Source organism: Bradyrhizobium sp. dw_78, assembly GCF_018449525.1.
In the GTDB taxonomy this organism is placed as follows: Bacteria; Pseudomonadota; Alphaproteobacteria; order Rhizobiales; family Xanthobacteraceae; genus Bradyrhizobium.
Genome location: NZ_JAAVUS010000006.1, coordinates 192,790 through 206,312 on the forward strand (window position 1 = coordinate 192,790; position 13,523 = coordinate 206,312).

Annotated in this window: 10 protein-coding genes; 3 read left to right on the forward strand and 7 right to left on the reverse strand. The window is 63.9% G+C overall.

The genetic code is table 11. The annotated features are described in order from the left end of the window. Positions 1 to 80: 80 nt before the first annotated feature. A complete protein-coding gene (locus tag HB630_RS17260) occupies positions 81 to 923 on the reverse strand; it encodes a protein-disulfide reductase DsbD domain-containing protein (RefSeq protein ID WP_213773470.1) in 843 nt (280 codons plus the stop codon). Between the two features lie 133 nt (positions 924 to 1,056). On the opposite strand from HB630_RS17260, the gene HB630_RS17265 reads away from it, so the two are divergent. Beyond that, positions 1,057 to 1,707 (forward strand): YqgE/AlgH family protein, encoded by a 651-nt coding sequence (locus tag HB630_RS17265; RefSeq protein WP_213773471.1) that lies wholly within the window; start codon positions 1,057 to 1,059, stop codon positions 1,705 to 1,707. Positions 1,708 to 1,961: 254 nt separating this feature from the next. Here HB630_RS17265 and HB630_RS17270 read toward each other — a convergent pair whose 3' ends face one another. From HB630_RS17270 to HB630_RS17280, 3 genes are all read right to left on the reverse strand, one after another. Beyond that, the gene (locus HB630_RS17270) at positions 1,962 to 2,849 is read right to left on the reverse strand and encodes a TauD/TfdA family dioxygenase (RefSeq protein ID WP_213773472.1); all 888 of its coding nucleotides are present in this window, start codon (positions 2,847 to 2,849) and stop codon (positions 1,962 to 1,964) included. Between the two features lie 146 nt (positions 2,850 to 2,995). Continuing rightward, positions 2,996 to 4,687 (reverse strand): SGNH family hydrolase, encoded by a 1,692-nt coding sequence (locus tag HB630_RS17275; protein WP_213773473.1) that lies wholly within the window; start codon positions 4,685 to 4,687, stop codon positions 2,996 to 2,998. A 180-nt stretch (positions 4,688 to 4,867) separates the two neighbouring features. Then, a complete protein-coding gene (locus HB630_RS17280; RefSeq protein ID WP_213773646.1) occupies positions 4,868 to 6,217 on the reverse strand; it encodes a lytic murein transglycosylase in 1,350 nt (449 codons plus the stop codon). Positions 6,218 to 6,484: 267 nt separating this feature from the next. Here HB630_RS17280 and galU point away from each other — a divergent pair, with 267 nt between their 5' ends. Beyond that, positions 6,485 to 7,360, forward strand: coding sequence for a UTP--glucose-1-phosphate uridylyltransferase GalU (gene galU / locus HB630_RS17285; protein ID WP_213773474.1), 876 nt, complete (start codon positions 6,485 to 6,487; stop codon positions 7,358 to 7,360). Between the two features lie 45 nt (positions 7,361 to 7,405). Here galU and HB630_RS17290 read toward each other — a convergent pair whose 3' ends face one another. Next, positions 7,406 to 8,917, reverse strand: a complete 1,512-nt coding sequence (locus tag HB630_RS17290) for a diguanylate cyclase (RefSeq protein WP_213773475.1) — start codon at positions 8,915 to 8,917, stop codon at positions 7,406 to 7,408. Between the two features lie 165 nt (positions 8,918 to 9,082). Here HB630_RS17290 and HB630_RS17295 point away from each other — a divergent pair, with 165 nt between their 5' ends. Further along, positions 9,083 to 9,331 (forward strand): hypothetical protein, encoded by a 249-nt coding sequence (locus HB630_RS17295; protein WP_213773476.1) that lies wholly within the window; start codon positions 9,083 to 9,085, stop codon positions 9,329 to 9,331. Positions 9,332 to 9,459: 128 nt separating this feature from the next. Here the strand turns inward: HB630_RS17295 and HB630_RS17300 are convergent, their stop codons facing one another. Then, on the reverse strand, positions 9,460 to 12,333 hold the full coding sequence (locus HB630_RS17300; RefSeq protein WP_213773477.1) for an EAL domain-containing protein: 2,874 nt from the start codon (positions 12,331 to 12,333) through the stop codon (positions 9,460 to 9,462). A 120-nt stretch (positions 12,334 to 12,453) separates the two neighbouring features. Next, positions 12,454 to 13,455: an NAD(P)H-quinone oxidoreductase gene (locus HB630_RS17305; RefSeq protein ID WP_213773478.1), complete on the reverse strand. Its 1,002-nt coding sequence runs from the start codon at positions 13,453 to 13,455 to the stop codon at positions 12,454 to 12,456. Between the last annotated feature and the right edge of the window lie 68 nt (positions 13,456 to 13,523).

A 13,523-nucleotide genomic window follows, 5' to 3' on the forward strand; every position in this document is an offset into this window, starting at 1 on the left:
CCCGGAACCTCTGGATTCCGGGTTCGATGCTGACGCATCGCCCCGGAATGACGATAGAGGAGAGCCCATCTGGGATGGGCCTACTCCAGATTGATATTAAATTCGTAGGAATGTTCGTCGCCGACCAGCGTCAGCTTGAGCGCCGCGCCGTCGGGATTCGTGCCCGGAGGCAGTCCGTCGAGCTCGAAGGAGAAACGTTTGATGCCGGGCGGGCCATGTTCGAGCAGTTTCGGGACCGGCAATCCCCATTCCGGCGTCGGTCCTTCGACGAACAGATTGACGTCCTTGGCGTCCGGCGGTGCGACCACGTCGACCAGTACGGCTGATTTTCCGTCGCGCTTGACGTCGCGGATGGTCAGCGGATTGGGATCGCCGACATTGGCAGGCTTCGGCACGGTGTCGAGGGCGGCGAACAGCGCATTGTCCTCGGTGCTCGCCACGCTGGTAAAGGGAAGTTCGGCATTGGCCTCGACGGGAATGCAGAGCTTCTCGCAGACCGCGTAATTGATGGCGGCGCGAAGCGTCACCGGCTTGTCGGTGTTTTTCGCGACGATCCGCAGCGGCAGCACGACCTGATTGTGATAGCCGAGCGAGTGACCGCCCGCGCCATCGTCGAACTTGGTCGGGGCCGGCCACAGAATGGTCACGGCTTCGATATTTTCGGACTTGGAAAAGTCGAAGCGCGGGGGTACGCCGGAATCGCCGGGAGTCCGCCAATAGGTTTTCCATCCCGGCTGAAGCTGGAAGGCGATGCCGCCGAGCAGCACCGAGCCGCTGCGCGAACCCGCCAGCAGACGAACCGCGGAATGTCCGTCGGCCTGCCACGGCGAGGCATCCTGGGCGTGTACCGCGATCGCCGGCAAAGACGCCAACAGCGTCGCGATGAAACCAAGTGCGGCGCGCCTGGGAACTATGGTGATCATGTGACATTCTCTAAAGGTCGATAGCGTCGCAGACCACTGAATTGCGTGTGATGTATGACTAAAGGCGGCCCAGTGCTTGATTGACAGCGCCGTCACCCAATATCAGGATATGAATCAGCAAGAGGGCCTTCGGATGAATCCTGAAGGAAAAAGACCGAGGACGTCTGGCCGGAAGGTCGCCATCCGTGGCGAGAATCCGCCGGGTTGCGGCTATCTCGATGGCCAGCTTCTGATCGCCATGCCGGTCATGGACGATCCGCGTTTCGAGCGGTCGGTGATTTATCTCTGCGCCCATTCTTCCGAGGGCGCGATGGGCATCATCGTCAATCGCCCGGCCGGCAGCATCGATTTTCCCGGCCTGCTGGTGCAGCTCGACATCATCGACCAGGCCGACCAGATCACGCTGCCGGAAAACGCCGAGACCATGCGGGTGATGAAGGGGGGCCCGGTCGAGACCGGCCGCGGCTTCGTGCTGCATTCGAGCGATTTCTACATCGACGACGCGACGCTGAACATCGATGACGGAATCAGCCTGACCGCCACCGTGGATATTCTCAAGGCGATCGCAAAGGGCGTCGGGCCCAAGCACGCGATCCTGGCGCTGGGTTATGCCGGCTGGGCGGCGGGGCAACTCGAAAATGAAATCCAGCACAATGGCTGGCTGCATTGCGACGCCGATCCTGACCTGATCTTCGGCGGCGACATCGAGGAAAAATATATCCGGGCGCTGCGCAAGATCGGCGTCGATCCGGGCATGCTGTCCACCAATGCGGGGCACGCGTAGCTTTCGGGCCACTTGGCTTTGCTCGTCATTGCCGGGCTTGACCCGGCAATCCATCCAATTCGAAAGATGCGTTTTTGAAGATGGATACGCAGGTCAAGCCCGCGTATGACATCGGACGTGTCGCCGCACCGTTCGTCTTAGAGCCTTATCGGTTCTGACTGAACAGAACCGGGCTCTCATATTTGTTTTGATGCGTTTTCTTCACGCGAACCGGTGTCCACTTCGCTCGAAAACGCTATGGCCCGAGTCTATGTCTATTCCGCCGCCTGCTGCGCGACCGTCGGCGCGGTGCCGGCAACGGTCGCGCGGCGCATGTCGCGCGGTTGGGATTGGTCGTAGCGGCGGACGCGGTGCATGGTCTGGCGGTTGTCCCACATCACGAGGTCGTGCAGCGTCCATCGGTGGACATAGACGAATTCCGGCTGCGTGGCGTGTTCGGTCAGATCGCGTAGCAGCAGCCGCGCTTCCGGCATCGTCATCCCGATAATGCCGCCGGCATGCGATGACAGATACAGCGACTTGCGGCCATGCACCGGATGGGTGCGGACCAGGCGTTGCAGCACCGGCTTGAAAAGCCGCTTCTCTTCCTCGCTGTAGTCGAGGAAGCCCAGCGATCCCCGTGAATATATCAGCGAGTGCTCGCAGATCAGCTCCTCGATCTCGCCCCTGGTTTCGTCGTCGAGCGCGTCATAGGCCGCGCGCATGTCGGCGAATTCGGTGTTGCCGCCCTTGGGGTTCACGAGGCGCGCCGACAACAGCGAGAATTTTGCCGGAATCGGCCGGAACGAACTGTCGGAATGCCACAGACAGTTGCCGAGATTGAACAGATGGGTGCGGTGGTCGCGGGGCAGCGGCCTGCCGTCCTTGCCGAGGTTGGAGACGTCATTGAGGCCGGAGGTGAGCCGGTAATCTTCCTTCCTGGTCACATTGCCGCCATGCGCATTTTCGCGCTCGCCGAAATGGCGCGCGAAAGCCAATTGCTGTTCGTCGGTGATGTCCTGGCCGTGGAAAATCAGCACGGCATATTGGTCCATGCCGGCTTCGATATCGGCGGCCTCCCGCGGCGTCAGCTTCTGCCGCAGATCGACGCCACTGACCTCGCCGACGAAATGCGGATGAAGCTGGCGGATCGCGACAGGCATGGCGTCTCTCCCGGCCGAGTCGGGCGGTTTGTTCCGCTCCGTTTCGTTAAAAGCTACTCTCCGGTTGAACGATGTCAACGCGCAACAAGCCCGCCGCGCGCGGAGATCTGTCGTTGCGGAAAACCGCGATCGCTTGAAAAAGCCGGCTACCGCGTAAAGAAGTCCGGCGCTGATGCCGCGCGGCCGACATTCTCCGGAGGACGCGGTGATCGCGGTCCTTGCGGCTGGCGCGGCCCATTTCCAAATCCGAAGAAATTCCCCGCCGAGTCTGGCGGGCCCGACTGAGCGGCGGGGCCATGCGTCTTCTTTGGTTTTGGCGGCGTCGCGGCAGCAGGAGTCCCCGCCGGCGTGACGGCCGGAGCCGCCGCGGTCGTCGCATCCGGAGCGACGGAGGCGACCGGCGCTTCGCCCTTCGCCGGCTCCTTGGCCGGCTCGCGTCCGATCTCGCGGCGCGGCCAGGTAAAGTCATCGGCGCGGCCGGCCGGCGGAGCCAGCGGCTCGCCCTTCACCAGCGTCCGTGCCGCCAGCGCGTCCACCGCGGCCGGCCGCGAGCCGGGGCCGCCGAGCAATTGATCGCTGCTGACCGAAGAGGCGACCAGCGGCAGGATCGGGCCCGCCAGCGGGCGCGGCGCCGGTTGTCCGGGCTGTGCATTGGCATCGGGGATTCCCGGCTCGGTCGGCAGCGCGATCGGCCCGGAGCGGGCCGCCAGCAGCCGCGTCACCTCGCGCTCGACATAATGGGCAAGCTTGCGCGCGCCGGCCTGGGTGAAGAACACGCCGTCATAGGAGCGCAGGCGCCGCATCTGGCCCTCGAAGTCCGGGCCCTGCTGCAAATAGCGGCCGGCTTCGTCGACGAAGCCGTCCCAGACATCGACATAGGTGATGCCGGCCTTGCCGGCGGCGTCCCGATACAGCGCGTCCAGGAACAGCATATCCGATGTGCCCTTGGGGCCGCGTATCGCGGGCAGCCCGACCCACACCACCGGCACGCCTTTCGACTTCAGGACGCCGATCATCTCCTCGATCTTCTTGCTGTAGAGTTCGACCCAGCGTTCCTCGCGAAACTCATAGACGCCGTTCGGTGAGCGCGCGCTCTTCTCCGGCGCGATGGCCGGCGGCACATCGCCGTTGTCGGAATCCTCCGGCGACAATTCGCTGTCTTTGTCATCCGGCTTCGCCGCGGTATCCGCCGGTCCGTTGGGTTTGGCACGGGCGTCTTTCTTCTTTTTGTCGGTCGACTTGTCGTCGGATTTATCGGCCGCCGGTTCGCGGAGCGCCATGCGGTCGTTGAGCCCGAGCATCACGACGATGACCTCCGGCTTCTCGGTGGCGAGAATCCCCTTGGCGGCGGCGGCCCAGTCCGCGGGATCGCCCTTGGGCTGATATCTGATCAGGCCGGAAACCGTCTTGTGCCGGCGAAGGACGCCGATATCCGGCTGGTCGGCATAGGCGTCCTCGAGACCGTAGGCCAGCCAGTCGGCCATGGCGTCGCCCAGCACCAGGATGTTGCGCTCCGGCACGGTGTCGTGTTTCTCCGGCGGCGGCGCCTTGGAATAATCCTCGCGGACGGTTCGCTTTGGCGCCTGCTGCTGGAATGGCGCAAACACATCGCCGCCGAACCAGCCCCCGCCGCCAAAGAAACCGCCGCCACGCGGCTGTGGCCGCGATGGTCCGCCGAAGCCGAAGAACTGGGCGGAAGCCGGTCCGGCCACTCCGAGCAGCACCATCGTCGCGACGGCCAACGCGATCAGCGGGCCGCTTGCGGTGAACACCCGGAAAAAGGACCGGGATGAGAACCCGGTCGGAAGCTTGGGCGGAAAGGGCTTGGGCTTGGCCATGCGCACCGGTCGGCGATGAAGGTCTGAGTGCTTTTATACTAACAGAATCTGGCTGTAAGCGGGCGGTTCCATCAGACGATAGATCGGGCCGTATGCGCGGCCGTCAAGGGCGTGGCGCAGACATCGTGTGTTCCAGGGTTACCGGCCCCCGCATTCGAGCGCTAATCCGGCGGGCCTTATTCAGTGGCCCCGGAGCCGTTCCAGCACGTCGGCGGAGGCAAATCCGTCCGCCGGCGCGCCGATGGAGGCCTGGAACCCGCGCAGGGCGTTCCGGGTCTCGCCGCCGAATTGGCCGTCGGGAGTACCGCGATAGAAGCCGCGTTCGGACAGCAATTGTTGCAGTTCCAGCCGTTCGGCGCGCGACAATTCGCGTTCCTGCCGCGGCCAGGGCTGCACGAACGGCGCGCCGCCGCGCAGGCGGTCGGCGAAATGGCCGATCGCCAGCGCATAGGCTTCCGCCGGATTGTATTTCATGATGACCCGGAAATTCTGCAGCATCAGGAAGCCTGGGCCCTCGGCGCCGGCCGGCGCCAGCAGATAGGCCTTCTCGGCCGGATGCAGGAACGGCTTACCGTCGGCATGTTTCAGCCCGAGATGTTCCCATTGCGAAAGCGTCATCAGCTTGGCGCGGTCCGCCAGCATGTAGTTGAAGCCGGGCGGTACCACGACCTCATAGCCCCAGGTCTCGCCGGGCTGCCAGCCGTCCTTTTTGAGGTTGTTGGCGGTGGAGGCGATCAGGTCGGCGGGATCGTCGACCACGTCGCGGCGGCCGTCGCCATCGGCATCGACGGCGTAGCGCTTGAACGCGGTCGGCATGAACTGGGTTGGCCCGAACGCGCCGGCCCAGGAGCCGCGCAACTGTTCAGGCCGCAGATCGCCGTGGTGCAGGATTTCCAGCGCCGAAAGGAATTCATCCTTGAAATAGGCCTGCCGGCGGCCGATGCAGGCCAGCGTCGCGGTGGATTGCAGCACGCTGCGGTCGCCGACCTGGGTGGAGTAATTGGATTCGATGCCCCAGATCGCCGCGATCACGTGGCGGTCGACACCATAGGCCGTTTCCGCGGCGTCGAATTGCGGCTTGTATTTGGCGAGGATATCGCGGCCCTTGGCGAGACGGTTGTCGTTCACCAGAATATCCAGATAATCCCAGACCGATTTGGTGAATTCCGGCTGCGAATCCAGGAAATCCATGATGTGAAGGTCGGGCGAAAGCCCCGCGGTGAAGCGCTGGAAGCTTTCCTGCGAGATGTTCCGGCGCGCGGCGTCGGGCCACATCGAGGCGATGCAGTTGTCGAAATTCGCAGCCGCGTCGCGGATCGCGCTTGCGGTCATCAGCGGATGGCCGGAAGCGCCGTTCTCGCCGCTCCAGGCCTGTGTTGCGCCGTTGCCGACGGGGGCCGTCGGCTGAGCTCCATTCGAGCCCGAACCGGTGAAGATGTTGCTGAGGAAACTGAAAGGGCCGCCGCCGGACGATTGCGCTTGCGCCTCGCCGCCAAGCAGCAATGCCGCCGCGAGCGTGACCGCAACCATCCGCCCGTTCGCCAACCGTCCCGTCCGTCGCGTCATGTTCCCACCTGCACCGCCCGACACGCCCCCGCCCTCAGGAGGCCCAGCTGCGGTTTCCACCAGCTTAACAAAGGCGTTTTTTTGTTGTCAGTCGTCCCGTCCGGCCCCGCCCGGCCTTAACTCTGCGGCAAAGGGAGCCATACATGCGTCTTTGTTCATGGCCGTAAAACGGCTACCAACATGCCATTAAACCCGTTTTCCGTACGCTTTTCGAGGCACAACGATAATCCCATGAAAATCCGTAAAGCCGTTTTCCCGGTCGCCGGTCTCGGCACCCGCGTTTTGCCCGCCACCAAGGCGATGCCCAAGGAAATGCTGACCATCGTTGACAAGCCGCTGATCCAATATGTCGTGGATGAGGCGAAGGAAGCCGGCATCGAGCATTTCGTCTTCGTCACCGGCCGCAACAAGGGCGTGATCGAGGATCATTTCGACCGCATGTTCGAGCTCGACACCACGCTGGCGGCGCGCGGCAAGAAGACCGAGATGGAAATCCTGGCGCGCGACCAGCCGGAGGCCGGTTCCGTGAGTTTCACGCGGCAGCAGGCGCCGCACGGATTGGGCCACGCGGTATGGTGCGCGCGCGACATCATCGGCAACGAGCCGTTCGCGGTCGTGCTGCCGGACGAACTGGTGCTGAATGCGCCTGGTTGCCTGGCCCAGATGATCGAGGCCGCCAACAAGCTCGGCGAGAAATCGAATCTGATCGCGGTGGAGGCCGTACCGGACCATCTCACGCATCAATACGGCATCTGCGGCGTCGGCAAGCGCGACGGCAGGATATTCGAGGTCGACGGCATGGTGGAGAAGCCGGCAAAGGGCACCGCGCCGTCGAATCTTTCGATCACCGGGCGTTACATCCTGCAGCCGGAAATCTTCAACATCCTGGCGACTCAGGAGCGCGGCGCCGGCGGCGAGATCCAGCTCACCGACGCGATGATCGGGCTCGCCAAACAACAAAAATTTTACGGCGTCGAGTTCGAGGGCGAGCGCCATGATTGCGGCTCCAAGGCCGGCTTCCTCCGCGCCAACATCGCCTTCGGTCTGGCGCGCGACGATCTGCGCGACGGCCTGCGTGCCGCAATGGAGAAATATCTGAAGAAGTAGCGCGGGGCCGGATTTTCAATCCGTCATTATCCGCCGGCCGGCCGCTCAAGCCGCCAATGTCAGCTCGGGAACGCTGGCCAGCGCCGATTGGTTGCGGCCGTTGGCCTTGGCGGCGTAGAGCGCCTTGTCGGCGGCCCGCACCAGGTCGCACCAGTCGGTCGTGGCGCCGGGAATCATGCTGGCGACGCCGATGCTGACGGTGTTGATCTGCTGCGAGCCATCGGACCATTGCTGGACCTTGAGCCGGATTTTTTCGGCCACCGTCAGCGCATCCATGGGCGCGAGCCCCGGCAGCAGCACGGCGAACTCCTCGCCGCCATAGCGCGCGACGCAATCGCCGGCGCGATGCACCGAATCCGAGATGCAGATAGCAATCCCGATCAGCACCTGGTCGCCGGCCTGATGGCCGAACGTATCGTTATAGGTCTTGAAATGATCGGCATCGATCATCAGGAGCGCGAGCGGCATCTGCTGGCGGATCGCGCGGCGCCATTCCTCGTCGATCGTGGCGTCGAACTTGCGCCGGTTCTTCAGGCCCGTCAGCGCGTCGGTGGTCGCGAGTTCCTCGAGCTTGTCCTCGGCCTGCGCCCGGCGGCCGATCTCGCGCGCGAGGAACAGCGTCACGGCCAGCATGAACAGGACCAGCGCCGTCATGGTGGCGCCGATGCGGACAGCTTCCTCCTGCCAGAGGTTCAGCAGGTCGCGCCACGGCTTGCCCACGATAACGACAAGCGGATTGGTGCTATCGCGCCAGACATACAGCCGCCGTTCGCTATCCAGCACGCTCAGGCCTGTATACGATCCGCTCGGTTCGGACAGCGCTCGCTTCACGCCGGGCACGTCGCCGATGTTCTTGCCGATGACGTCGAGGTCGAACGGTGTTCGCATGATCACGGTGCCGTCGCGGCGCACCACGGTGATGCTGTCGGACGGACCGAGCCGGAGCCGGCTGAACAGCTCGTGAAAATAGCTGAAACGGATCGAACCCACGACCACGCCGAGAAAGCGCCCGTCGGCGCCGGTGATGCGCCGGCTCAGCACGATGGCATAGGAGCCGCGATGCAGCATCGGACGGCTGATGAACAGGCCGACGTCGGGATGGTCGCGATGAATGGAGAAATATTCCTCGTCGCTGCGGTCTTCGGCGGGCGGATCGAGCGTCGAGGCGTCGATCGTCAGCCGTCCCTCCGGGTCGAACACCTCGATCGCGCCAAAATGTTTCGCGCTCGCGGCCTGGTTGAACAGGATCAACTGCCGGATCGGTTTGCTGACATCCTTGAGTTCGGGCATCACCAGGCTGCCGGCGACCGCGCGCAGCGAGACGTCGTAAAGCTCCAGATTGCGGCTGATATCGGCGTCAATGCTCGATGCAAGGTTATCGAGCGTCTGGCGGGCCAGCGCTTCTTCGCCGCGCCGCATGTCGAATACGACGCTGGCGCAGATCACGGAGAAGCCGATCACCGTCACGATGGAGGACAGGATCAGCCATTTGGCGGATAGCCGCCGGGGCCGGCTGGAAAGCCGACTACCCGTATTGTTGTGCCGTCCAAGCGCCATCGATTGCTCCCGATCCCCCCTGCATTATGCACCGGGAATCGTCGCCGACGGCTAAAGTGACGACAGCGGCGCATTAATCGGTTAACGCTAGGTTGCTGTAACCGCGCCAATGCTGCGCAACAGCGTGCGATGGTTTTTAATTCATGACACGGTTCGGGAATACACGTGAACGACTATGATGCGCTGCGCGATTATCTGAAACGGCAGACCCTGCCGGAATTGGTCCTGAGCTTCGATCAGATCGAGGAGATCATCGGCGCTGCGCTGCCGCGGGCCGCGCAGCGGGCGTCATGGTGGGACACGTTGCGCAGTCCGCAGGAAAAAATGCCGCAGCGCGAGGCCTGTCTTGCCGGCGGCTATGTCGCCACGCGCCTGGCCGACGGCAAGAACGTCAAATTCAAGCGGATGAAGTAGGGGCGTTGTTGTCATACGCGGGCTTGAGCTGCGTATCCATCAATCTTCGCAAAATGCATCGTTCGAAAGGGATGGATTGCCGGGTCAAGCCCGGCAATGACGACCATTCTATCCAGCTTGCATTCTCTCTAGCTCGCCGCTTCCAGCCGTTCTTCGGTCAATAGCCGCATCGCGGCGTCGGCGTCCATCGGTTCGCCGAAGGCAAAGCCCTGTGCGTATTCGCAGCCGAGCTGATAGAGCTCGACCGCATCGGAATCGGTTTCCGCGCCTTCGGCGACCACGTCCATGCCGAGGTCGTGGGCCATCGCGATGATCGATTTCAGGATCACCGGCCTGGTGCCGCGGTTGGTGGTGCGCACGAATGACTGGTCGATCTTGATGGTGTCGAACGGGAAGCGTTGCAGGTAGGCCAGCGACGAATGGCCGGTGCCGAAATCGTCCAGCGACAATCCGGTGCCGAGCTCGCGGATTCGTGTCAGCATCTGCGCCGCATGTTCCGGATTTTCCATCACCAGCGATTCCGTCAATTCAAGCTTCAGCGTGCCGCGCGCCACCGAGGAGCGCGACAGCACGGTGCGGATGTCGTGGATCAGATCGTGCCGCAGCAATTGCCGCGAGGAAACGTTGACGCTGGCGAAGATCGGCTCGCGCGAGCGCATCGCGCGCTGCCAGATCGACAGCTGCCTGGCGGTGCGGTCCATCACGAACATGCCGAGATCGACGATCAGGCCGATTTCTTCGGCGATGGAGATGAATTCCGACGGCGACATCCGCCCCAGCTTCGGATGATCCCAGCGCGCCAGCGCTTCGAAGCCGGCGATCGAACGGTCTTCCAGCCGCACGATCGGCTGGTACAGGATGGAGATTTCCTCGCGCTCGATGGCACGGCGCAATTCGGATTCCAGCGTCAGCCGGTCGGTCTTGCGCGAGCGCATCACCGGCTTGTAGACGTCGATGCGGTCGCCGCCGATCCGCTTGGAATGATACATCGCAAGCTCGGCGTCCTTGATGATCTCTTCGGTGAGCTGCGTCTGCGGGTCGCTCAGCGCCAGTCCGATGGACGCGGTCAGGAAGATCTCGCGGTCGTTGAAGGCGATCGGCGCGCGGATGGTCTTGCGGATGGTCTCGGCAAAGGCGGTGATGCGCGCCGGATCCTGCTCCGACATCAGGATCAGTCCGAACTGGTCGCCGGCCAGCCGCGCCAGCGTGTCCTGCGGTTTCAGGATGCGGGTCAGCCGCCGCGCCAGCGTCAGCAGAATGGAGTCGCCGACCGCGATGCCGACGGAATCGTTGACCTGCTTGAAGCGGTCGAGGTCGATCACCATCAGCGTCGGCCGCAGGCTGGGCATGGTCTTGGCGAAATTGGCCACCGCGTTCAGGCGGTCGATGAACAATTTGCGGTTCGGCAGGCCGGTGAGGTTGTCATGCACCGAATCGTGCAGCATGCGTTCCTCGGCGTTCTTGATGTCGGTCACGTCGGTCAGCGTGCCGACCACGCGCGACACTTCGCCGTCGGAGCCGACCACGGGCCGGGCCTTCAGCGCAAACCACATGAAATGCCCGTCGGGCGTGCGCAGGCGGAAATCCTGCACCAGCCGGCCGCGGCGCTGGTCGAGCACGCTGTCGAGCGCGGCGCGGAAACGGTCCTGGTCGAGCGGATGCAGCACTTCGAGCCATTTCGCGGCGGGGCCTTCCAGCGTGCCGCGTTTCAGCCCGAGCATTGTTTCGGTCTCGGGGCTGGTAAAGACCTTGTCGGCGGCGACATCCCAGTCCCAGATCAGGTCGCCGGAGCCGGTCAGCGCCAGCGCGCGCCGCTCCACATCGGAGACCACGCCATTGGTGGCGCCGCCGCCGGCGAAGGCGTGCTGCATGACGGTGAAGCCGATCAGCATCACGATCAGGACCAGGCCGCCGAGCAGAGCGGGGCCGACGATGTCGTTGGTCACGCTGCCGGCGACGGTCATGCCGGCCGCCACCACCCAGACCACCAGCAGGAACCAGGTTGGGATCAGCAGCACCGCGCGGTCGAAGCCGTGGGTCGAGAGGTAGACGATCAGGGCGAAGCCGGCGAAGGCGATCAGCACCAGCGATATCCGCGCGATGCCCGAGGCGACCGCCGGATCGAACAGCGCCAGCGCCACCAGCGATCCGAGAAACACCAGCCAGCCGATGGTGATGTGAGAATAGCGTACGTGCCAGCGGCTTAAATTGAGATAGGCGAACAGGAACACCAGCAGCGTCGCGGCCAGGATCGCTTCGCCGGCGGCGCGCCAGACGCGCTCGGCGTTGTTCGACATGTCGAGCACCTTGCCCCAGAAGCCGAAATCGACGCCGATATAGACCAGCACCGCCCAGGCCAGCGCCGCTGCGGCGGGAAACATGATGCTGCCCTTGACGACGAACAGGATGGTCAGCACCAGCGCCAGCAGGCCGGAGATGCCGATCACGATGCCCTGGTACAGGGTGAAGGAGTTGACCTTGTCCTTGTAGGCGTCGGGTTCCCAGAGATAGAGCTGCGGCAGCTTGTCGGTGCGCAATTCCGCGACGAAGGTGATGACGGCGCCGGGGTCGAGGGTGATGCGGAAGATGTCCGCGGTCGGGCTTTCCTGGCGTTCGGGACGGTCGCCGGCCGACGGCGTGATGGTCGCGATGCGCGACAGTCCGAGATCGGGCCACAGCAGTCCCGACGACACGATGCGGTAATGCGGCGCGACGATCAGGCGATCGAGCTGGTCGTCGGTGTTGTTGGCGAGCGCGAACACCACCCAGTTCTGGCCGCCTTCGCGGGCGCGGACTTCGATGCGCCGGACGATGCCGTCGGTGCCGGGCGCGGTCGAAACCTGGATGCGGTCGGTGTCGCTGTGCTGATGCTCCAGTACACCGGTCAGATCGATCGCGGGCGCGTCGCTGCGGACGCTGACGGCGTCAAGCGCACGCGCCGGCGTGGCAGCAAACATCATGAGGCCCAACGCAAGCGGCGCAAGGCACCTGAGTAGGCGCAAAGTCAGTTCTCCGCTTTCAACGACCGCGATGGGCGAAGCAGGTTGCCCAATGTTGCTGCGATAAATGACATGAAAGCGAGGGAAAACAAAGGCTTTCCAGTAACGCTTGGTTCACAAGCGTCAGGTCAGCAACACAATTTTGCCAATATGTTCGCTGGTCTCCATGCGCCGATGCGCGTCGGCGGCCTTTTCCAGCGGAAATGTACTGTCCATGAGCGGTTTGATGCGCCCTTCGCGCAGCAGCGGCATCACCTTGGCCTCGATGGCCGCGACCATCGCCGCTTTATCCGCATTACTACGGGGACGCAGTGTCGAGCCGGTGTGATGCAGGCGCTTCATCATCAGCTTGGCGAAATTGGCGGTGGCCTTGGGCTGGCCATTGAGAAACGCGATCTGGACCACGCGTCCTTCGACCGCGGCCGCGTCATAATTGCGGTCGATGTAATCGCCGCCGACCATGTCGAGGATGACATTGGCGCCGTTGCCGCCGGTGATGGTCTTGACCTCGGCGACGAAGTCCTGGGTCTTGTAGTTGATCGCGTGGTCGGCGCCGAGTTTGAGGCAGGCGTCGGCTTTTTCCTGGGAGCCGACGGTCACGATCACGCTGGCGCCGAAGGCCTTGGCCAGCTGGATCGCCATGGTGCCGATGCCGGAGGAGCCGCCATGGACCAGCAGCGTCTCGCCGGCCTTCAGCCCGCCGCGTTCGAACACATTGTGCCAGACCGTCATCAGGGTTTCGGCAATCGCGCCGGCCTCCTGCATCGACAGTGACGGCGGGACCGCCATCGCCTGGCCGTCCTGGGCGATGCAATATTGCGCGTAGCCGCCGCCGGCGACCAGCGACATCACCTTGTCGCCGATCTTGTGCCGCTTGGCGCCGCTGCCGATCGCGACCACTTCGCCCGCGATTTCCAGGCCGGGCAGGTCGCTGGCGCCCGGCGGCGGCGGGTAGCTGCCAGAGCGTTGCGCCACATCGGGCCGGTTGACGCCCGCAGCCGCCACCTTGACCAGGATTTCGCCCGGACCGGGCACCGGCACCGCGCGGGTTTCGGGCAGCAGCACTTCCGGTCCGCCGGGCTTGCTGATGCCGATGACGGTCATTTGCGAAGGCAGCTTTTCCATGATTTGTCCTTGCGGGAATTCGGGAAGAGCTACCTGCTTAGCCAGCCATGCTGCGGCTGACAACCGCC